Origin of the sequence: Hymenobacter sediminicola, assembly GCF_014250515.1 — a bacterium.
GTDB classification, from domain to species: Bacteria; Bacteroidota; Bacteroidia; order Cytophagales; family Hymenobacteraceae; genus Hymenobacter; species Hymenobacter sediminicola.
This window is the reverse complement of record NZ_CP060202.1, coordinates 1775067-1796391: the sequence shown is the minus strand read 5'-3', so window position 1 is coordinate 1796391 and position 21325 is coordinate 1775067. Positions and strand designations below refer to the sequence as shown.

Below are 21325 nucleotides of genomic sequence, written 5' to 3'. Positions count from 1 at the left end.
GCCGTGGTTTCACGTCTGATCTGCCTAGCCATGTCTACCATTCTCTCAACAGCCTTGCACCTGCACTTGGTACCCGCTGGCTGCCGCCTGGATTTTCCGCGGCTGCACGGCCGGTTTGCTTACATCTACCGGCGGCAGCATGGCGCAAACTGGGAGTGCATAGCCCACAACGCCTGCAGCCCCCACTTAGACCGCAATCCGCCGATGGGGAGTACCATTGAATACAAAGTATGCTACTGCGACTCGGCTGGCACTATCATCGCCTCGTCGTCGGTAGTGCCGATACAGGTTCACCCGGCAGTAATACCAGCGGGCCCGGCTCTATTTGGGCTACGATAACCCAGACAACTTCACTAGACCTGCCAGGTGGCCCGCTGTACCAGCACCTACAGCCCCATACGCTGCACGGTTTCGCCTTCGAAGTCAAACTCAATCAGTATAGCAGGCTGCTCGCCTACCACCCAGCCATCATGGCCCGGGGCAATGGCTACTACTTGTGGCGCCACAAACTCCTCTATTTTACCATCGGCATACTGAATATGAAACTCGCCCTGGGCCAAAAAGCCGACATGTGCGTGCATGCATAAGTCGGTGCTTACTACCGGCTTCATATTCTGCGACCAGCGGAAACCCACCGGATACACCACGCGCTTTACCCGTGCGTCGCCGGTGCGCACCATGTCTATGGCCACGCCGCCCACTACGCGGTGGTCGGCACCTTTGATAGGATCTAGGAGAGAAGCTGGCTGGCTCATAATAGTTGGGGTTAATGAGAAACAGGAGAGAAAAGCGCCTAGATTGCCCAAGCTGTTGTGCTTCAAGATGCAAAAAGAAACGTATCCGTCCGCATGCCAGCGTTTCCAGTGCTCAGCGGCCCTATATCCGTGAAGAGCAGATGTATCTGGCTCTAGCTACGCATGGCCATAGCTCTCTTACGCTCGATGAATTTTTCATTTTTCAGATGCTGTAAACTGGTGTTCCGGACTACAGATTTTCTGAGCGAATTGTCACTGAGGGGCCAGCTTCGTTTCTCTCTTCGGCCAACTGGGTTGCTCAACTTACGGCGGGGCCCGGCGTAAAAACGTCAGAGTTTCTATCAACTGCTGTTCCGGATGAGACGCTTGCTATCAAATACAGTACTGCTGGCACTGGGGCTAGCTGCCAGCTGCTCCTCTACAACGACGCAGCCAGCCGAAGTACAACCCGTGCCCCGGATTCTGGTATTTTACAAGACCAGCGGCTTTTATCATACCTCCATTCCGGATGGCATCCGGGCAATTCAGCAGCTTGGTGCGGCCAATAACTTTTTGGTTGACACTACAAAGCGAGCCGCAAACTTTCAACCTGCTATCCTGCGGCAATACCGTGCGGTAGTTTTCCTAAACACCACTCAGGATGTCTTGAACCAGGAGCAGCAAACTGCTTTCGAGCACTATATCCGTTCTGGCAACGGCTTTGTGGGAGTGCATGCCGCTACCGACACGGAATATGACTGGCCCTGGTACAACCAACTGGTGGGAGCTTACTTCGCGAGCCATCCGGCTATTCAGCAGGCCACTATACGTGTCAGCAACAAGGCCCACGCAGCCACGCGTCACCTGCCCGACTCGTGGACGCGTACTGATGAATGGTATAATTTCCGCGACATACACCCCACCGTTACGGTGCTGGCCACCCTCGACGAAGGCACGTATTCCGGCGGCACAAACGGTGCCAACCACCCCGTAGCCTGGTACCACGCCTATGACGGAGGGCGCGCCTTTTATACCGCAGGCGGCCATACTGCTGAGAGCTACTCCGAACCGCTTTTTGTACAGCACCTGCTTGGCGGCATTCAGTATGCTATAGGCGAAAAATAGCGCTTGGCGCTACGCCACAGAACCTCTTGCTCTGCCAACAAAAAGCCCCCACAGCACACTGCTGCGGGGGCTTTCGAACTATAAATTCTACGCCTTACTGATTGCGTCCCAATACTTTCCAACGTGGCTGCTCTGGAGCGGGCACCGTAGTGCGTGGGTTATTCTGAGTGCCATAGCCGTAGCCGTTGTTGTTCCGGTCACGGTTGTCGCGCTGGTCCCGGTCGTTGCGGTCATGGTGGGAGTAACGGTCGTTGCGGGAGTCACGGCCCCCACGCGAGTAGCGGCTGTCGCGCCGGTCGTGGTCATGGTCATGCCGGTCATCACGGTGGCGCGAGTGGCCATAGTTTGAAGACCCATGATTTGAATAGCCGTGGTTATGATTATCGTGGCCTTTTTTGCCTTTTTTATCGTAGCCGTGGCGCTTATCGCCTTTGTACTTTTTGTCGTGGTCCGACTTTTTTTCCCAGCGGGCATCAGTAGGACGTGATGCAAGCGGGGCGGCGGCGGCGGTGGAAACCAGCAGCACAGAAGTGGCAAGTGAAAGCAGGAAGGTTTTCATGGACAGGAAGGCGTGAAGTGAAAACTATGGTGGCTCCTTTGTGCACGAGCAGCTACCAGGTTCAAGCGCTTTTCCAGTCCCTTGCAAGCATAGTGCCGATGCTGCTCATGGTTCACGTTTCTGACACCAGTTACAAAGCCAAGCAAACCCCGAATTCAACTCTCACAACTCGCAGCCAGGTATTTACTGCACAAACCCGAGCCAAAAAAATATTACATACAGAAGCACATCTCTCCCTTTACCTCAAAAAAAAGCGGAGAAGCTCCGGCCGCCAAGCCCGCTTCTCCGCTCCGCTAGTTGAGGTAGCGAACCTATTGGCTACTCTATAGCAGCCCTACCCCAGCCCCCGCCAGTTCTTCGCGCACGGCTTCCGGCCAAATACTGACTTGTACTTCGCCAATGTGCCCTTTGCGCAGCATAAACATGCACACCCGGCTCTGCCCGATGCCCCCGCCAATGCTCTGCGGCAGCTCGCCGGCCAATAGCCGCGCGTGGAATGACAGTTCCTGCCGGTCTTCGCAGCCGCGCAAAGCCAGCTGGCGTACCAGCGCTTGCTTATCCACCCGAATTCCCATTGAGGAGACTTCGAACGAGGTTTCCAGCACGGGGTGCCACAGTAGAATGTCGCCGTTGAGGCCGCGGTGGCCGTCTTCTGTTTCAGTGCTCCAGTCGTCATAGTCGGGGGCGCGGCCATCGTGTGGCTCCCCGTGGCTCAGTTCGCCGCCAATGCCCATCAGGAACACGGCTCCGTATTGCTTCACCACCTCATGCTCCCGCTCTTTGGGCGTGAGCGTGGGGTACTGCTTCAGCAGATCTTCGGCGTGGAGGAAGGTTATTTTGCCGGGCAGAATTGGCGTAATTTCCGGGTACTCAGCGGCTACGTGGGCCTCTGTAGTGCGCAAGGCTTCGTAGATACGCTCCACCGTAGCTTTCAGGAAGCCGGTGGTGCGCTGCTCTGGGCTGATGTGCTTTTCCCAATCCCACTGGTCTACATAGATGGAGTGAATGGGCGAGTAGTCCTCGTCGGGGCGGAGGGCGCGCATGTCCGTCAGCAGACCACGGCCGGCCTCAATGCCCAGTTCCTGCAGGCGCACCCGCTTCCACTTGGCCAGCGAGTGTACTACCACCGCCCGGCGCTCATCCAGAGATTTAACAGGAAAGCCAACCGGCCGCTCAATGCCGTTCAGGTCGTCGTTGATGCCAGTACCGTCGAGTACGGCAATCGGCGACGACACTTTAATGAGGTGTAACTGCGTAGCCAGTTCTTTGGCAAACGAGTCTTTTACGAAGCTGATGGCTTCTTCGGTTTTGAGCATTTCCTGAGCAGTCATGATGCTATTGTTTTATGAAGTGTGTGATGAATTTTATTTAAAAAAAGGCACGCGTCTTCCAGGCTTCCCGACGGAAGTTTTTAATTTTTCAGAAATTAGATGTGCCTGGAAAATATAGCGCTACACCGGGTTATGAAAAACTATAATCGGGGTGTCAGGCACAAAAAAAGCCTTCCGGATGAGGGAAGGCTTTAAAAGAAAATCAGTTACGAATTTTTCTCTTCTCCTATGGAGCCATAGCCTTCCAGTCTCGAATCGGATTATTATTCGAGTTATTATTAGGAAGATTATTGCTGAAAAGACGCATTGTCTGGGTGTTGTTTTCGTCAGATGTATGCAAGTATAAAGACAAGCGACAATAACTCCTAAGAATTTTCAGGATTATTTTATTTCTAAGGCAATTTACTTCTTATAATACTATCAGCCTTTTGTTTCTTCTATTTATTTCAACTCTTAGTCACTCCCGTTCAGGGCTTCGCGCACGTCGCGCACGGCACCGGCCACGGAAGCAGGCACTGGCGCTTCGGGCTGCAGTAGCTTGAGCAGGCGCAGGTACTTGGCGCGGCCTTCAGCCAGCATAAACTTGGGCACCTCAAACACAAACAGCTTAAATGGCTCCACTTTCTGTACTCCCACCAGAATAAACCGGTCGGCGTGCAGAGCATCGGAGTAGAAAGCGGCCTGCCGGTCGTAGTCATAGCCCGAGCATTGCTCCACGAAGTGCTGATGGTCGCGGGCCATGGTGGTCTTGAAGTCGATGATGGTATAGGGCTGGCCGGGCTGGTCTACGATGAGGTCGGCGCGGAGCTTGCAGAGCGTGCCCGTGACGGGCTCCGTGAAGATGCAGCTGGGCTCCGGAATGCCGGTTTGCAGCAGTTGGTTTACCTCGGCATTCAGCTGCACCCCTTCCACCATCCACCACACCAGCGTATCGTTGATGCCGGGCAGACCGGCTTCGTACAAGTCGGGCTCCAGCAGCGCCGTATGGAAAGCAGTGCCCAGGCCTAATGCCCCGAGCGAGGTAGTAGGCCGGGGTGGGCGGCCATTCAGGGCGTCGCGCAGACGCGAAAGGTCGGAATTGGCAATGGCCGGCAGGGCGCGGTAATCGTCGTAGGGCACGCGCAACAAGTCCGGGCGCGGAGTAGTGGGAGTTGTAGAATCAGTCACGCGGAAAGAACAGCGAAGCCAGCAAAAAGGCTCCGGCAACAGGGTGGGTGGATTGGAATCAAGGTAGTATAGGGCTTTTTTAGGGAACAGGTTGCTCTGCGTGCTGTTCTAAGCGGCCCGTAGCGCCAACACCTACGTAAAAAAGCCGCTTCGATGAGACGTACTCACGCCTGGCTGGCCTTTCGTGCGGAGCAGAGCACCGACAAAAATACAGATTCCTACCCCTTACTGCCAGGCTCCTGCTCGGCCCGCTCGCCGGTTTGTTCGGGCATTTCGTACTCACCCACGCGGCCGTACTGTCGCTCGCGCTGGATGCCTTTGTCTTCGCCATAGGGGTGCCCCCCGAAGCCGTGGCGCATCATGGCAATGGCTTTGGCCCAGGTGGGGTCTTTGTCGCGGGAGGTGAACAGTTGCATGACGGACTGCGTGATAACCGGGATGGGTACCTCCATATGTAGCGCATCGGCAACCAGCCAGTTCACTTCGCCCGTGTCTTCGATGTAGCTGGGCACGTTGAACCCGGCTTCCTCGTCGTACATCTTCTTCATCAGCTCTACCAGCCAGGAACGCACTACCGAGCCGTTGTTCCAGAGGCCCAGAATGGCACTAACATCCAGCTTTTCGCGGAAGTGGGTAAGCAACCCCATCCCCTCCCCGATGGCCTGCAGCATCCCGAACTCGATGCCGTTGTGCACCAGCTTCACGTAGTGGCCAGTGCCAGCCGGACCAGTATGCAGAAATCCGTCTGGTACGGCCGTTTCAATGAAAAAGTCTTTGAGTTGGTCTACGGCTTCATTGTCGCCGCCCACCATGTAGCAGGCGCCAGTGCGGGCGCCGCCAGGGCCCCCGCTGGTGCCACAGTCAATAAAATGTAATCCTTTCTCCTTCAGGCGCGCCGCCCTTCTAATGGAGTCGCCCCAATAGGAGTTGCCACCATCCACGATGATGTCGCCTTGCTGCAGCACGGGCAGCAGGTTCTCGATGATGCCATCTACCGCCGCACCGGCCGGAATGTAGAGGAATACCTTGCGGGGACGTTCCAGCTGCTGCGCCAGCTCTTGCAGGCTGCCCACTACATGCAGATTGTTGCCTTCCAGATCGGGGCGAGGATGCAGATCCATGCCCACTACGGGGTAGCCTTTCTCAGCCGCCTGCCGGGCCAGGCCCGCCCCCATTTTTCCTAGGCCGATAACTCCAATTTGTGTCTTGCTCATGCGTGGTGAACCAGTAAAGTGTGGACTTGAAACGGGTGGGATAGGCAGAACAGAACGGTAGAAAACCTAGTAGAAGCGCTGCCAAAGGCCCAGCGACTTGCCTACTCGTCTGGATGGCGCGGGTGCAGAAGCTTGGCCACTAGGCCAGTCCAGCCGGTTTGGTGGCTAGCCCCAAGGCCGCGGCCGGTGTTGCCGTGGAAGTACTCGTGAAAGAGCAGGTAGTCGGTGAAGTGGGGGTCGTTCTGCAGCTGCTGGTCGTCGCCGAAGATGGGGCGGTGGCCGTGCTCATCGCGCAAAAACAGCTTCATAAGTCGCTCGGTGAGGGCCTGTGAGATTTCCAGCAGCGTACTATAGCGCCCGGAACCGGTAGGATATTCCACCTTAAAATCGTCGCCGTAGTAGTGATGAAAGCGCTGCAACGACTCGATAATGAGGAAGTTGACCGGCATCCAGATGGGGCCGCGCCAGTTGCTGTTGCCCCCGAACAACGACGTGGAAGACTCGCCGGGCTCATACTTCACTACGGCATCAATACCGCCCTGGTGCTGAAACTGGTACGGATGCTCGAGATGGCAGCGGGAAAGAGCCCGCACCCCATAATCCGACAGAAACTCGGCTTCATCGAGCATGCGACGCAGCAGCTGCTTCATGCGGTGCCCGCGCAGCAGGGAAAGCAGGTGGCGCTGCCCTTTGCCCGGCTCCTGCCACCGGCTCACCAAGGCAGCCAGTTGGGGCCGGTGGTCGAGAAACCAATTGAGCCGGGCCACAAACCATGGCATTTCGGTCAGGGTATCCAGATCAAGCACTTCCACGGCAAAAAGCGGAATGAGCCCTACCATAGACCGGATGCGCAGCGGCACCCGGCCATTGTCGGAGAGGTTGAGCACATCGTAGTAGAACTCGTCCTCTTCGTCCCACATATCTATTTCCTCATCGGCCATAGTGCTCATGGCATGCGCTATGTACAGGAAATGCTCGAAGAACTTACTGGCCATGTCCTGGTACACGGTATTGGTACGGGCCAGCTCCAGGGCTATGCGCATCATGTTCAGGGCAAACATGGCCATCCAGGCCGTGCCATCCGCCTGCTCGATATGCCCGCCAGTAGGCAGCGGTGCACTCCGGTCAAACACGCCGATGTTGTCGAGCCCCAAAAAGCCACCCTCGAACACGTTGCGGTTGTGGCGGTCCTTGCGGTTTACCCACCAGGTAAAGTTGAGCAGCAGGCGGTGAAACACGCCTTCCAGAAAAGCCGTGTCGCCGCGGCCGTGCTGCTTTTTATCCATTTTATAGACGCGCCACGTGGCCCAGGCGTGCACCGGCGGGTTGGCATCCTCTAGCTTCCACTCGTAGGCGGGCAACTGGCCGCTGGGGTGCATGTACCAGTCCTGGCAAAGCAGGCGAAGCTGGTGCTTGGCAAATTCCGAGTCGACCATGGCCAGCGGTATGCAGTGGAAAGCCAAGTCCCAGGCTGCGTACCATGGATACTCCCACTTGTCCGGCATCGAGATGATGTCGGCGTTATTGAGGTGGGGCCACGTGCTATTGCGGCCGTGTCGCCGCTGCTCCGGCGGCTTCGGTCCGGCCGGGTCACCAGCAAGCCACTCACTAACGTCGTAGTAATAGAACTGCTTGTTCCAGAGCATGCCGCCCAGCGCCTGGCGCTGCACATTACGGGCATCGTCGGTGGCCAGACCTGCCTGCAGGTCGTCGTAATAGGCATCGGCCTCGGCCTTGCGCGTGTTCAGCAGCTCCGCGAATTTCCCGAATGGATCTGAAAGGCCAGGAGCGGCCAGGCGGACCCGCACGGTGCGGCTTTCGCCGGCGGGCACCTGCAGCACAATGTGCGCGGCCGCCTTCGTGCCCTGCTGCGCCGGATTTATAGCGTCCTCTTTGCCGGAAACTACATAGTTATTGATGCCGTCTTTGCAGTAGGCGGTGGCGTTGGCGGTCTGGTATAGCCGCACGGCATTGGTTTCATTGTCGCAGAAGAGCAGTTCGGCTGCCTGCTCGGCCATTTGCTCGCAGTAGAGTTGCAGCTCCGGCAGCTTGGCATGGTCGACGCAGATATGGCCGCCTTCCGCAATTCCCAGGCTCGGTTGGTAGCTGCCCGGAGCCCAGCGCCAGGTGTTCCGAAACCACAGTTGGGGCAGCACATGCAGCGGCGCTTCCTGCGTGCCCCGGTTGTGTACCGTTATCTGCATGAGCAGGTCCTGCGGGCCGGCTTTGGCGTACTCAATAAAGATATCGAAGTAGCGGTTTTCGCGGAAAACGCACGTATCCTGCAGCTCGAACTCGGTTTTTTGGCGGCCACGACGGTTGTTTTCCTGTATCAGCCAGTCATACGGGAAAGCATGCTGCGGATACTTATACAGCATCTGCATGTAGGAGTGCGTGGGCGTACTGTCCAGGTAGTAATACAGCTCCTTTACGTCCTCGCCGTGGTTGCCTTCAGGGTTGCTGAGACCGAACAGCCGCTCTTTCAGAATGGGGTCTTGCCCGTTCCAGAAGGCCGGGGCCAGACACAGCAGCTGCTGCTCGTCGCAGACGCCACCAATAGCCTCTTCTCCCCACCGATAAGCCAGACTACGGGCCATGTCGTGGGTAGTATACGTCCAGGGCTGGCCATCAGGACTATAGTCTTCGCGCACCGTGCCCCACTGCCTGTCCGACACGTAAGGGCCGAACCAGTGCCACGGCTCCTCACCCTTTCGGGCCTGCTGCTGACGGATTTGCTCTTCGTTCATGTGTGTCGGTTGCCTTTGATAAAGAGCCTGCAGCGCCAGGAAAATGCGCCATGCTAACTAACAGGCCATCGAGCAGCTCTGCCAGCACCTAATAACCGCCTGCGGGTCGGGTTGGCGGCTCAGCCGTTGTCCGCGAAACCGGGATAGAGGGTCATGCCACCATCCACAAACAGGGTGGTTCCAGTCACATAATCGGCCTCATCAGAAGCTAGCCACACGGCTACTTTGCCAATGTCGGCGGGCTGCCCGATACGCCCGTAGGGAATCAGAGTCAGCAGGTTTTTCTCTTCCTCGGGCGTGTCACGGGCTTCTTCGTTGATGGGCGTGGCAATGGCACCCGGCCCGATACTGTTGACGCGGATACGGTGTGGGGCCAGCTCCTGCGCCATGCTTTTCATGAGCTGCATGATGCCGCCTTTGCTGGTGGCATAGTTGACGTGCCCGGCCCACGGAATTACCTCGTGCACCGAGCTCATGCAAATGATTTTACCGGTAGCGGCCGAAATATCAGGCTGAGGGCCGCGCCGCACAAACTCACGGGCCGCCTCGCGGGCACACAAAAACTGACCGGTCAGGTTTACATCAATTACCTTCTGCCACTGCTCCAGCGTCATATCCAGGAACTTGGCGTCCTGTTGAATACCGGAGTTGTTGACGAGAATGTGTAACGTGCCCTGCTCTTTCAGAATTTGCTGAAACATGCGCTGCACATCGGCTTCCTTGCTCACATCTGCCTGTACGGCTGTGGCCTGGCCGCCAGAATCCGTTATTTCCTTTACCACGGCTGCCGCTTCATCGGCGCTGTGTGAGTAGTTGACATACACCACGGCCCCCGCGGCGGCTATGGCTTTGGCTACCCCCGCCCCAATGCCGGAACTGCCACCCGTCACGAGGGCTATTTGGTTGCGGAGGCGCAGTACACTGGTTGAGTCAGTCATAGGAAAGTTGTTCAGATTCCTTTCAAGACTACCAGATGAGCCTGTAGGTTACATGAAGTTTTCGCGCTGACCGACATTCCGGCCAAAATGGCTCTTACTTGGCAGCAGCTGGCGGCGCCCGTTCGGCACCTACAGGGCCCATTTAAACCGCCGCCGGCTACCGCTACAAGCGCCGGTTCTTGAGACCCGAAAAATCATCGTTTCCCCACGCACAGATTGGGCATAGGGCAACGGGCCGTTTGATTATTAGGGCCGACAAACTGTCAACGCGGCTCGCTCAACACTAAGAATGGGCTCCAAAGTCTCACCCTCACTTGTGGCGCTGGTGGGAGGAAAATCCAGACATACACAATTTCGCCGTTTCCTTCAGAGCGTCTGTTCTTCACCACCCAAGGGATTAGTGTGATGCTGAGGCAAGGCGACGCAGGCTCGACGAAATACCGGTGAGCAGCGCAACTTCAGAAGCGGTGTGTTAGCCTACCTGTGAAAGCAACTAACCATGAAGCCTTCGTTGAAAACTGCCCTACTAGGCCTCGTTAGGAGCGGCCAATACCAGCACCCGCCGTGGCTGGATACGCTCTATTAGAAGACGGCGGCAGCGCCGCTCGCCGGAGCCACGTGCAGGCCACCACACATGGTCCGCGTTTTCATATGTATCATTCCAGGGTTTTTGCTTCGGTTCGCTGTATTCCAGTCAGCTTCTGCGGGCTCACCTCGCAACAACTCAGGCCTTTTCCCTATTTTACCTTTCCTAACGCACAATCTGCCTCATGAACACCGCCGACACCTCCGCCGCGCGCCTGTCCGGGGCACTCCCACCCTCGGAAACCAACCGGCTGTTTCCTATTTTCCTGAAGCTGGAACAGTTACACGTGCTCTTGGTAGGAGGCGGCGCTGTCGGCCACGAAAAGCTGCTGGTGCTGCTCAGCAACAGTCCGGCCACGGCCGTTACCGTGGTAGCACCGTGGTTTGCGCCGCAGCTCCTAGCCCTGGCCAGCCAGCACCCACAGGTGCAGCTTCGCCAGCAGCCCTTCCAGGTCACCGATTTAGTAGGCCACGACCTGGTTATTGTAGCTACCAACGATAAGGTGCTGAACCTGGAAATCAAGGCGGCGGCCTCACGCCAGCGTCTGCTCTGCAACGTGGCCGACAAGCCCGATGCCTGCGACTTTTACCTGGGCTCTATCGTGCAGAAAGGCGACCTGAAAATTGCCATCAGCACCAACGGTAAGTCGCCCACCATTTCCAAGCGTCTGCGCGAAATGCTGACGGAGGCGCTGCCCAACGAGTTGCATGATGTGCTGCAGCGCATGGCCAGTATCCGCGAAAAAGTGGGCGGCGACTTCGCCCACAAAGTAAGGTCGCTGAATGCCGTAACCGCCGAACTAGCCGGCGGACCGGCCTACGAGTCGCCGGCGGCAGCTAGGTGGCGGCGGCGGGCTACCTGGGCGCTGGTGGCATTTGGCGTATTACTGGTGTTCAACATTTTCTCCTTCTATTTCACCTGGCAACAGGCGTGGGAAGTAGCCAGCAACGCCGACACATTCTATCTATTCGTCGCCATCGGTTTCGGCGCGCAACTGATTGACGGATTGCTGGGCATGGGTTACGGCGTCGTCACGGCCATCAGCCTGATGAGCATGAACATTGCCCCGGCCGCCGTTAGCGCCAGCATCCACACGGCCGAAATGTTTGCCAGCGGCGCTTCCGGCTACCACCATTACCGCTTCGGCAATGTCAATAAGAAACTCTTCAAAGTTCTCCTTATTCCGGGCGTGCTGGGTGCCATCACCGGTGCCTACCTCCTCTCCCGCTTCGGCGAAACCTATGCCAGCTACGTGAAACCGCTGCTGGCCGGCTACCTGCTGCTGCTGGGCATCCGTATTATCAGCAAAGCCTTTTCCAAACCGGGCCCGCGCAAAAAGCACAAGAAGCTAGGATTTCTGGCGGCAGCCGGCGGCTTCCTCGATTCGTTTGGGGGCGGCGGCTGGGGTCCGCTGGTCACTAGCACGCTCATTGCGGGAGGCCGCACACCGCAGTATGTTATCGGCTCGGTCAGCGTCACGGAGTTTTTTGTCACGTTTGCCAGCGCCGTCACATTTTTTGCCACGCTGGGCATCTCACACTGGCAGATTATCCTGGGCCTGATTGTGGGCGGAATTGCCGCAGCCCCTTTCGCAGCCCGCCTTGCCGGCCGTATCCCGGTACGTTGGATGTTTGTGGGTGTGGGCCTGATGGTAATTGTTTGGAGTCTATGGGCGCTGCGAAAGCTGTTTTAAAGCAGTGGACCTATCACAAAAAAAGCCGCCAACTCCCGGGAGAGTTGGCGGCTTTTTTCAGCTTTGGTGATCCCGCTGGGATTCGAACCCAGGACCCATACATTAAAAGTGTATTGCTCTACCAGCTGAGCTACAGAATCAGTTACTTTGCAATCAAAACGCGGCTGATTCGCTGATTGTGGCACAAAAGTAGCTGGCTGCGTTCTACGCTCCAAACGTTTTGCGGAAAATACTCCCTCTTTTTTTTCTGGTCTGGGTACTGAGGCCCCAACTCGCTACGGCCCAAAAAGTTACTCCTGAGCTACTTCGTGCCGATTCTGCCTTTGTAGCCGGTGCCTATGTGCCCGCTTATACGCTGTACCGCCAGATCCTACGCCAGCAGCATCTGGCTTCGCCGCGCATGCTGCTGCGGATGGCTTATGTGCAGGAAGGGCTAGGCCACTACCCCATGGCGCTCTACTACCTAAGCATGGCGCAAGCCCGGCAGCCTCGGTTTTCTACTTGGCGCAAGATGGCCACCATTGCCCGCGACAACCGCCTCACCGGCTACCCTGAGACTTGGCGGCAGGATCTGATGCTGACCTTTCGGCGCTACTACTACTTAGGGTTGCAGGCACTGTTGATTGGGGCCGTAGTCGGTGGCACCTTGCTGCTGTTGCGTCGCAATCGGCTTTCTAGGGGCTGGTGGACAGCTTACGGAGCGTATCTGCTGTTCACCGGAGCCTACCTTAACCTGCTGGGTAATGAGCGAGCCGCCCTGGTAGCCCATCCACACGCGGCCCTGATGAGTGGGCCCAGTGCCGGTGCTACCTGGCTGACAACCGCTGCGGCCGGCGACCGGCTGGTGGTGCAGGGCAAACAGGACACTTGGTACCGTGTGCAGTGGCAAGGCCAAGATGCCTATATCCGGGTTCAGGACCTGCTGCTGGTGCAGTGACAGGTGCCTACTCTGCTTTCTGCCACCTATTGCGCCGCTCTTGCTTACACCTCGAAATCCTTTTCCTCTTTCCTGAAATGACTGAGGACCAGCTTATCGGTAATGGCAGGCAGCCACTTGTTGAGGAAGACGGTGAGCTTACCTTGGCTGGTGAGCACCAAGTCGCGGCGGCGGTGCCGGACAGCATTTAGAATGTGCTGAGCTACTTCTTCGCTGCTCATCATTTTCTGTTCGTCGCGCGGCGACTCGCCCTGGGCGGAGCCATCGGCGGCCAGCGCCACCTGCCGGATATTGGAGGCCGTAAAACCAGGGCAAGCCAGCAGCACATGTACGCCCTGCGGCAGCAACTCAGTACGCAACGCTTCCAGAAAGCCGTGCATGGCGAATTTGGAGGCCGAATAGCCGGTGCGGCCGGGCAGGCCCCGGTAGCCGGCGATGCTACTGATGCCGACCACAGAACCTTTGCTGGCCAGCACATGCGGCAGCGCAAACTTGGTGGTATACACGGTACCGAAAAAGTTGGTCTGCATCAGGCGCTCAATCACGCTCAGGTCCACGTCCTGAAAACGGGCGCGCATGCTGATACCGGCGTTGTTGAGCAGAACATCAAGACGGCCGAAAGCCGCAATGGTTTCCTGCACGGCCCGCTCCGAATCGGTGGCAACGCCTACATCGGCGCGCACTGTGTGGTGGCTGATGCCCAGTCCGGCCAATTCACGAGCAGTATCCTGCAGACGGGCTTCGTCGCGGCCCGTCACAACGACCCGGGCCCCGGCCTGACCAAAGGCGACAGCACAGGCGCGCCCGATACCGGATGTACCACCGGTTATTAGCACTACTTTATCTTTCATTTCACTTATCTAGTTGGAGCATGCCTTGGCAAGCGGCCAGCAAAACTACCTATTTGGGGGCAGGACATCGGTATACTTCGCCAAATCATCGATTCTTTCGGCGCAATAATTAATCCTTATCTATATTGGATTGTCGGTGTGATAAATTGCATTTTGTCCCCGCAATGTCGCTACATTTACTTCCCTCACACCGCGCACTTTCCTACCCTTTTCTATGATCCCAACTCTACTTATCCGGCGCAGTGCGCCTGCTTTCTGGGCTAGCTTGCTTCTGCTGATTCTGCCTCTCACGCAGACGGCCTGGGCACAGTGCCCGCCGACGACCAGCGCCTGCACGCCCGGGTCGGCCCCGTCGTCCAGCTTTGCCTTTGGCATGGGTATTCTGAACGTGACCTTGGGTAGCATCAACAACACGACCCTGGGCGTGCAAGAAGGCTTCCGGGACTATGCCTGCACCATTGGCACCACCCTTACAGTAGGGCAGAACTATCCTATTTCGGTGCGAACCAATGCCAACGCCAACGAAAACGTGCGGGTGTATCTGGACCTGAACAACGATGGTACGCTAAACCCCACGACCGAGCTGATTTTCAGCTCTAATTCGGCCAAAACGCACTCGGGTACTATTTCGCTGCCGACGGGCACCGTGCTGAATACGGCCCTTCGCCTGCGTGTAGCTGCCGATTACGTGAATGTCCCGCTACCGACGCCTTGCTCTACGCCACAGTATTCCCAGACCGAGGATTACGCCGTAACGGTGCAGGCCAACGTAGCGCCGCCGGTTACTGAGTTCAGCGCCGATGCGACGCTGACCTGCTCGGGCTGCGTGCAGTTTACTGACCAAACTCAGAACGCTCCTACCGGCTGGCTCTGGAATTTCGGCGACAACACGACCAGCACCTTGCAGAACCCGCGCCACTGCTACACCACACCCGGCACCTACACCGTCACGCTCACGGCGACCAACGCGGCCGGCAACAACGTCCGGACCCGCACCAACTACATCGTCTATAACAATGCTGTTCCGGTAGCGGCTACCTGCACTCCGGCCACCACGGCCTTCTGCTGCGGCTACGGTATCACGCAGTTTACGCTGGGCTCCCTCACGAAAACTTCCCAGAATGGCCAGGCTGGCTACGAGGACTTCACCTGTGGCAGCCGGGTGCAGCTTACGGAAGGAAACACCTATGCTGTTAGCGTCACGACGGGCACCAACCCGCAGGACACCAGAATATGGCTGGACCTGAACAACGACGGCACATTTACGAGCAACGAGCTGCTGTTTACGGCCCTGAACCGCACCAATCCGACGGGCAGCTTCCTGCTTCCAGGTTCGGCGCTGAAAAACGTGCCATTGCGCCTGCGGGTTCTGTCTGACTATGTAGGTGGAGCTGATGCGCCGTGCGCCGCCCCGCAGCTGGGCCAGATTGAGGACTACACCGTAACCGTGCTGCCTAATACCAATCCGCCGGTTTCGGCTTTTGCCTCCAACTACGTGCTGGGTGCCTGCCAGAACCCAGTGCAGTTCACGGACCAAAGCCAGAACGCGCCCACCAGCTGGTTCTGGGAATTTGGTGATGGTGCTACCAGCACCCTGCAGAATCCGTCGCACCAGTACACGGCCGGCGGCGCCTTTAGCGTCACGCTGACTACCACCAACGCCTTCGGCAACAACTCCATCACCAAAACCAACTCCGTGGTGCTGATGCAGCCTTGCGTTCGGTACTGCGAGGCCACCGGCACGACGCCGAATATCTGGCTGACCAACGTAGCCGTGCGCCGCAATGCCACGCAGGACTTCGCCAATGCGTCTGCGGCTAGCCCCGCTGGCTACGGCAACTACGTGGATAAGGTGATTAACCTGTACCAGGGCGCCAATACCTCGTTGGACATGACCGTGAATGCCAATTTTCAGCACGTGCTGTGGGCATGGGTTGACTGGAACCGCAACGGCACCTTTGAAACTACGGAGCAGATTTCAAATGGCATCACTACGGCCTCTACCTTCACGGCCGGCTTCACGGTGCCTTCTACAGTAGCTACACGCGGCTTCACGCGCATGCGGGTGATGGTGCGCCTCAACAACCTGCCCACTCCCAGCGCCTGCCAGGTAAACCAGAATAACTCGGAAACGGAAGACTACTCCGTGTTGGTGAGCCCCACACAGAGCACAGCAGAGGCCCGGTCGATGCCGGCTCTCAGCATCTTCCCTAACCCTACTACCGATGGCAAGCTGCACCTGCGCCTGCCCGACCCGTCTGCGGCCGGTACCTACGCAGTAACGGTGCAGAATGTGCTGGGCGCTACCCTGCTCACCAGCACGGTGCGCCTGAGCCCGGCGCAGGATGCGGAACTGAACCTCTCGGCGCTGCCACGGGGCCTATATGTGGTGCGCCTCCAGGACGCCCAAGGCCAGACTGCCGTCCGCCGGGTGCAGCGCAACTAATACCTGATGCAAAGCAGCGGACGGCTGATGCGGTCCGCTGCTGCTATTTTCCTTTGCTGGCAGCCAGACTGCCTCAGCTCCTTCTTTCTCCCTTCCCACTCTCTTTCTATGCGCCAAACTTTACTCCGCGCTATATTCCTGCTGCTGTTGCTGACGGGGCTGCGCCCGGGGCCGGCAATGGCTTCCCACTTGCTGGGCGGCGAGATGAAATACGAATATCTCGACGCCAACGGCCCTGTGGGTACGCCCTTCCGCTACCGCATTACGGTGTTCATCTACCTTAACTGGGAGTGTCCGCCGGCAGGTGGTGGCTCGTCGGCCACGCAGTCGAACGTGCCCGATGGCCGCTGCAACATCTTCCTGAACCTCTACAACAAGACGACGGGCCAGCGCATTGTCAGCACCCAAGGGGCTAACACTTTCCCGTGTACCCAAATCAGCTGCCCTACGCTGCAAAACCCGATTCAGAATGACCAGCAGCCAACTGGCACGTTCCGGCTGCCGCGCATTTCCAACCCCAGCATCACGCCACCGCAGCCGGGTGGCTGCAGCATTCCGGCTGGCTCGGTGCCGCCTGTGCGCCTGGCACGCTACGAGGCCATTGTGAACCTGCCGGTTTCGTTTGATGGCTACTACGCCGTGTACACCGATGGTACGCGCAATTTCAACATCGACAACCTGCAGAACCCCAGCAACCAGAACCAGACGCTGTACGTGGAAATGGCGCCGCCGCTGCTGCCCAATTCCTCTCCTACCTTCTCGGATACGGCCGTAGTAGTAATCTGCCAGGGCGACACCAGCATTCTAGTAAACAACGCCGTGGACCCCGACGGTGACCGGCTGATTTACTCGTTCAGTACGCCTTACAACGGCAATCAGGGCAATGCTCCTTCGTTTATGCCTCCGCCTAACCCCGTTACCTACGCCACCACGGGCGGCTATTCTGCCACCAATCCGTTTGGCACGGGAGCCGGGAACTACGCCTTCCTCAATGCCAGCAACGGTATCAGCCGCTACGCCACGTCGCGGGTAGGCCGCTATGTAGTAGCCGTGGAAGTGAAGGAATATCGGACTATCAATGGCAGTGAAGTGCTGATTGGCTCCACTAGGCGCGAAATCCAGTTGGTTTCGCGCACCTGTTCGCCCAACAATTCGCCTCAGTTTACCCCGGCCACTACCTCGCAGCCGCGGCTCTATACCGTGGAAGAAGGTCAGTCGGTGAGCTTCGGCTTGGCCGCTACCGACCCCGACGGCAATCCAATTAACCTGCGGGCCAATAGCGTGCTGCTGGATGGCAGCGGGCCGTTCAATGCCACGTTTGGCGGCAGCCAGGGCACGGTATTGCCGGGCGCTCCTACGGGCAGTGCCACCGTGCAGGGCAACGGCAGCGTAAGCGGGCAGTTCGTATTCAACAGCCAGTGCGGCAACGGCCGCGCCACGCCCTACGACGTGGTTATTACAGCTTCCGACGTAGCCTGTGGTTCCAAAACCGTGGCCGATGTATTCCAGATTCTGGTGACCAAAGCTATTGGCCCGAACCGCATCAGTGGCGACTCCATTATTTGCGACCGGGCCGTGGCTCGCACCTACTCGGCGGGCGGCCCTTCAGCTACAGCATATCAGTGGAGCGTAACCGGCGGCGTTATTCAGGGAGCCAGCACCGGCAACACGGTGCAGGTGCTCTGGAACGGCACGGGTGCCGGCCGCGTGGTGTTGCGCGGTATTTCGGCGTTTGGCTGCCCCACCGACTCGGTGGTGCGCACGATTGACGTGCGGCCAGCCGGCGCGCTGGCCGTAACGCCTACCAACGCGGCCATTTGCCCCGGCGCTTCTACCACCCTCACCGCCACCGGCGGCACCACCTACCAGTGGACTTCCAGCACCGGCCAGACCTTCACCGGCAATACCATCACGGTTAGCCCGGCGGCCACTACTACCTACAGCGTCTCTACTTCCGATGGCATCTGCACCACCACGCGCCAGGTGACGGTGACCGTAAACCCGGCCGCCGTAGCCGATGCCGGCCCTATCACTACCGCAACCTGCTCGGGAATACCAACCACGCTAGGCACCACCTCCCTGACAGGCTATACTTACTCCTGGAGCCCCGCAGCCGGCCTGAGCAACACCTCGGCCGCCCAGCCTGTCTTGGTTTTAACCAACACCACGTCTACCCCGCAGTTCTACACCTACTACGTGACAGCTACGACGGCCCAGGGCTGCGTGGCGCGCGATTCGGTGCGGGTGACGGTAAACCCGGCGGCCGTAGCCAGCGCAGGACTTGACCGCACAACATGCTCGGGTATAGCTACCTCCATCGGCGCAGCTTCGCTGACTGGCTATAGCTATTCGTGGAGCCCGGCTACCGGCCTGAGCAGCGCCACGGCCGCCAACCCCACGCTCACGCTCACCAACACCACCAACGCCCAGCAGATATTCACCTATATCCTGACGGCTACCAACGGCACCAACTGCGTGAACAGCGACACGGTGCGCATTGCCGTCAATCCGGCGGCCGTAGCCAACGCAGGCACCAACCGTGACGTGTGTTCCGGCGAAACCACCACCCTGGGCACGCCTGCGCTAGCTGGCTACAGCTACTCCTGGAGTCCGGCTATCGGCCTGAGTAGTGCCACGGCCGCCAACCCCACGCTCACGCTCACCAACACTACTAGCGCCCCGCAGACATTCACCTACACCCTCACGGCCACCACGGACCAAACTTGCGTAAGCACCGGAACGGTACGCATAACCGTCAACCCGGCGCCGATAGTTAATGCGGGGGCCGACAGTGTGATCTGCGACCGGAAAACCATTACGCTTGGCAGCACAGCCCTCACTGGCTACAGCTATTCGTGGAGCCCGGCCACTAACCTGAGCAGCGCCACTACGGCCCGCCCGGTGTTCACGGCCGTCAATACCACTCAAACGCCACTCACCCTGACCTATGTCGTGACGGCCACCACGTCCCAGATCTGCGTCGGGAGCGACACGGTGCGCATCACCGTCAACCCGCGGCCGCTGCTGGATAGCATTCAGGGGGCCGCTTCGGTGTGCCCCACCGTGCAGGGCATTGCCTACAGCATCCGGAATCCGCGTGGCACTTCCTACCAGTGGCTAGTGACGGGTGGCACCCTGGCCAGCGGCCAGGGCACAGCGGCCATCACCGTCAACTGGGGTACGGCCACTCCCACAGCCAGCGTGAGAGCCTTCCAGGTTAATAGCCTCGGCTGCTCCTCCGATACGGTGGTGTTCCCGGTGCGCGTGAATCAGCAGCTCGTAACCCAGCGGCCCACTGGTCCGCTCACCGTGTGCCTCGCCAACGGCCCGTTCACGTACCAGACCCAGCTCACCAACGGCTCTACCTACGGCTGGCAAATTATCGGCGGCACGCAGGTAAGCTCCAGCCAGAATACAGTGCAGGTGAACTTCACCCAGCCCGGCCGGGCCAAGCTCGTTGTGACGGAATCTAGCAACCCGGCCGGTGGCCGCTGCCTGGGCCAGAGCGACACCCTCTACGTAAACGTGCTGCCCTCGCCCGCTACCAACCTGCTGGTGGCTGGCCCCAACCGCGCCTGCGTCAGCCAAGGCCCGCTCACCTTCTCGCTGCCCGGCGCCACTGGCTCCACCTATGCCTGGACCGTAAACGGCGTACCGCAAACTAGCCCTGGCGGCACACTGCCCGTAACGGCTACGACGGCGGGTACATACACCGTGACGGTGCGCGAAACCAATACCAGTGGCTGCTCGGGCCCGCTGTACTCCACTTCCGTAAGCGTGGTGCCGCCGCTGGCTATTACCGGCCCGGCAAATTATTGCCCCGAAAGCCGCACCGGCCTGAGCTACACCATCGGTCAGTCGTCGCTGCTGACCACCTACCGCTGGAGCGTCACGGGTGGCACCATTGTGAGCGGGCAGCGCACGGGCACCATCCGGGTTGATTTCCCGGCCGGCAGCACCAACGCTACTATTTCCGTGGTCGATACGGCCAGCGCCAACTGCGCCGCCACCTTCACTGTGCGCCCCGACAATGCCAACGTGGCGCTGTTTGTTGCCTCTGTAGATGCACAGGATGACCGCAAAATCAACCTGACCCTGCAGGCTCTCAACAACACCAACAACACCAGTCAGATCAGCATTCGGCGGCGCGTGTCGGGCAGTGGCAACCCCTTCCAGCCGGTGGGCAATATTGCCAATACCAGCACTTCCTACACCGATAGTGGTGTGGATGCCGATGCCAACGTGTACGAGTACCAACTGCTGCTCACCAACTCCTGCGGCACCCAGCTCTTCAGCCCAACGCACACCACCATCCGGGCGCAGGCTACGGCCGTGGAAGGCGGTACAGGCCGCGACGAAGGCAAAGTAACCGTGACCTGGAACCCGTACCAAGGCTTCCCAGTACAGCTCTACCGCATCTACCGCCGCACCGCCGGTGGGACTGCTGAACTGATGCAAACCGTTGGGGCCAGTGGCACCAGCGTGCAACTCACCACGGGCAGCGCCGGCTTCGACCAGTGTTTCCGCGTAGAGGCCGTAGGGCCGGGCACCCTGCGTTCCAACTCCAATGAGGCCTGCGTTACTTTCGCCAACGACCTGACGTTCTACAACGTGGTAACGCCCAACAACGACGGCCTCAACGACCAGTTCATCATCAAGAACGTGGAGCTGTACAGCGGCAGCAAGCTGTCTATCTTCAACCGCTGGGGCAAGGAAGTCTACAAAACCACCGACTACCGCAACACCTACGACGGGGCCAATGCCTCGGCCGGCGTCTACTACTACCTACTGGAACTGCCCGGCGGCCGTTCCTACAAAGGCTGGTTTGAAGTGGTGAAATAGGACCACGGATGTTGCAGATTCACCTGGTTTCGTAGCCCATTCTGCTTCGTTTGATTTGAAAAAGGCGCTTCATCTGAAGCGCCTTTTTTATTCGCCTCGGTTCCGATACGGCTTCCAGGCCGGTCGACAAAGGTTCCGGGCCGGTCGACAAGACT

General features: G+C 58.6%; 14 protein-coding genes and 1 tRNA gene. 6 read left to right on the top strand and 9 right to left on the bottom strand.

All coding sequences use genetic code 11. The annotated features are described in order from the left end of the window. Positions 1-30 precede the first annotated feature (30 nt). Positions 31-339 carry a hypothetical protein gene (locus tag H4317_RS07610; protein WP_185889528.1) on the top strand — a complete coding sequence of 103 codons (309 nt, stop codon included), beginning with the start codon at positions 31-33 and terminating at the stop codon, positions 337-339. A gap of 47 nt (positions 340-386) precedes the next feature. Here the strand turns inward: H4317_RS07610 and H4317_RS07605 are convergent, their stop codons facing one another. Beyond that, positions 387-755 (bottom strand): cupin domain-containing protein, encoded by a 369-nt coding sequence (locus H4317_RS07605; protein ID WP_185889527.1) that lies wholly within the window; start codon positions 753-755, stop codon positions 387-389. A 357-nt stretch (positions 756-1112) separates the two neighbouring features. On the opposite strand from H4317_RS07605, the gene H4317_RS07600 reads away from it, so the two are divergent. Next, entirely contained in the window at positions 1113-1859 is a 747-nt protein-coding gene (locus H4317_RS07600; RefSeq protein ID WP_185889526.1) for a ThuA domain-containing protein, read from the top strand. Positions 1860-1953: 94 nt separating this feature from the next. Here the strand turns inward: H4317_RS07600 and H4317_RS07595 are convergent, their stop codons facing one another. From H4317_RS07595 to H4317_RS07570, 6 genes are all read right to left on the bottom strand, one after another. Beyond that, complete coding sequence (locus H4317_RS07595; RefSeq protein ID WP_185889525.1) at positions 1954-2418, bottom strand: hypothetical protein; 465 nt, start codon at positions 2416-2418, stop codon at positions 1954-1956. A gap of 323 nt (positions 2419-2741) precedes the next feature. Continuing rightward, on the bottom strand, positions 2742-3749 hold the full coding sequence (asnA, locus tag H4317_RS07590) for an aspartate--ammonia ligase (protein WP_185889524.1): 1008 nt from the start codon (positions 3747-3749) through the stop codon (positions 2742-2744). A gap of 453 nt (positions 3750-4202) precedes the next feature. Next, complete coding sequence (locus H4317_RS07585; RefSeq protein ID WP_185889523.1) at positions 4203-4916, bottom strand: PD-(D/E)XK nuclease-like domain-containing protein; 714 nt, start codon at positions 4914-4916, stop codon at positions 4203-4205. 218 nt (positions 4917-5134) lie between these two features. Further along, on the bottom strand, positions 5135-6130 hold the full coding sequence (gene gnd, locus H4317_RS07580) for a phosphogluconate dehydrogenase (NAD(+)-dependent, decarboxylating) (RefSeq protein ID WP_185889522.1): 996 nt from the start codon (positions 6128-6130) through the stop codon (positions 5135-5137). A 101-nt stretch (positions 6131-6231) separates the two neighbouring features. Continuing rightward, positions 6232-8877, bottom strand: coding sequence for an MGH1-like glycoside hydrolase domain-containing protein (locus H4317_RS07575; RefSeq protein ID WP_185889521.1), 2646 nt, complete (start codon positions 8875-8877; stop codon positions 6232-6234). Positions 8878-8996: 119 nt separating this feature from the next. Beyond that, the gene (locus tag H4317_RS07570) at positions 8997-9815 is read right to left on the bottom strand and encodes an SDR family oxidoreductase (protein ID WP_185889520.1); all 819 of its coding nucleotides are present in this window, start codon (positions 9813-9815) and stop codon (positions 8997-8999) included. Positions 9816-10585: 770 nt separating this feature from the next. Here H4317_RS07570 and H4317_RS19470 point away from each other — a divergent pair. Further along, positions 10586-12094 carry a TSUP family transporter gene (locus tag H4317_RS19470; RefSeq protein WP_185889519.1) on the top strand — a complete coding sequence of 503 codons (1509 nt, stop codon included), beginning with the start codon at positions 10586-10588 and terminating at the stop codon, positions 12092-12094. 64 nt (positions 12095-12158) lie between these two features. On the opposite strand, the gene H4317_RS07560 is transcribed toward H4317_RS19470, so the two are convergent. Next, positions 12159-12234: transfer RNA gene (locus H4317_RS07560), tRNA-Lys, on the bottom strand. Between the two features lie 80 nt (positions 12235-12314). Between H4317_RS07560 and H4317_RS07555 the strand changes: the two genes are divergently transcribed. Beyond that, positions 12315-13031 carry an SH3 domain-containing protein gene (locus H4317_RS07555; protein ID WP_185889518.1) on the top strand — a complete coding sequence of 239 codons (717 nt, stop codon included), beginning with the start codon at positions 12315-12317 and terminating at the stop codon, positions 13029-13031. Positions 13032-13075: 44 nt separating this feature from the next. Here the strand turns inward: H4317_RS07555 and H4317_RS07550 are convergent, their stop codons facing one another. Next, positions 13076-13882 carry an SDR family oxidoreductase gene (locus H4317_RS07550; protein WP_185889517.1) on the bottom strand — a complete coding sequence of 269 codons (807 nt, stop codon included), beginning with the start codon at positions 13880-13882 and terminating at the stop codon, positions 13076-13078. 214 nt (positions 13883-14096) lie between these two features. Here H4317_RS07550 and H4317_RS07545 point away from each other — a divergent pair, with 214 nt between their 5' ends. Both H4317_RS07545 and H4317_RS07540 read left to right on the top strand, forming a co-directional pair. Next, positions 14097-16328: a GEVED domain-containing protein gene (locus tag H4317_RS07545; protein WP_185889516.1), complete on the top strand. Its 2232-nt coding sequence runs from the start codon at positions 14097-14099 to the stop codon at positions 16326-16328. A 108-nt stretch (positions 16329-16436) separates the two neighbouring features. Beyond that, positions 16437-21170, top strand: a complete 4734-nt coding sequence (locus tag H4317_RS07540; protein ID WP_185889515.1) for a T9SS type B sorting domain-containing protein — start codon at positions 16437-16439, stop codon at positions 21168-21170. Positions 21171-21325: the final 155 nt, after the last annotated feature.

Coding starts and splice junctions, on each gene's coding strand:
- H4317_RS07610 (WP_185889528.1), top strand. CDS start 31: ATGTCTACCATTCTCTCAACAGCCTTGCACCTGCACTTGGTACCCGCT.
- H4317_RS07605 (WP_185889527.1), bottom strand. CDS start 755: ATGAGCCAGCCAGCTTCTCTCCTAGATCCTATCAAAGGTGCCGACCAC.
- H4317_RS07600 (WP_185889526.1), top strand. CDS start 1,113: ATGAGACGCTTGCTATCAAATACAGTACTGCTGGCACTGGGGCTAGCT.
- H4317_RS07595 (WP_185889525.1), bottom strand. CDS start 2,418: ATGAAAACCTTCCTGCTTTCACTTGCCACTTCTGTGCTGCTGGTTTCC.
- asnA (WP_185889524.1), bottom strand. CDS start 3,749: ATGACTGCTCAGGAAATGCTCAAAACCGAAGAAGCCATCAGCTTCGTA.
- gnd (WP_185889522.1), bottom strand. CDS start 6,130: ATGAGCAAGACACAAATTGGAGTTATCGGCCTAGGAAAAATGGGGGCG.
- H4317_RS07575 (WP_185889521.1), bottom strand. CDS start 8,877: ATGAACGAAGAGCAAATCCGTCAGCAGCAGGCCCGAAAGGGTGAGGAG.
- H4317_RS07570 (WP_185889520.1), bottom strand. CDS start 9,815: ATGACTGACTCAACCAGTGTACTGCGCCTCCGCAACCAAATAGCCCTC.
- H4317_RS19470 (WP_185889519.1), top strand. CDS start 10,586: ATGAACACCGCCGACACCTCCGCCGCGCGCCTGTCCGGGGCACTCCCA.
- H4317_RS07550 (WP_185889517.1), bottom strand. CDS start 13,882: ATGAAAGATAAAGTAGTGCTAATAACCGGTGGTACATCCGGTATCGGG.
- H4317_RS07545 (WP_185889516.1), top strand. CDS start 14,097: ATGATCCCAACTCTACTTATCCGGCGCAGTGCGCCTGCTTTCTGGGCT.
- H4317_RS07540 (WP_185889515.1), top strand. CDS start 16,437: ATGCGCCAAACTTTACTCCGCGCTATATTCCTGCTGCTGTTGCTGACG.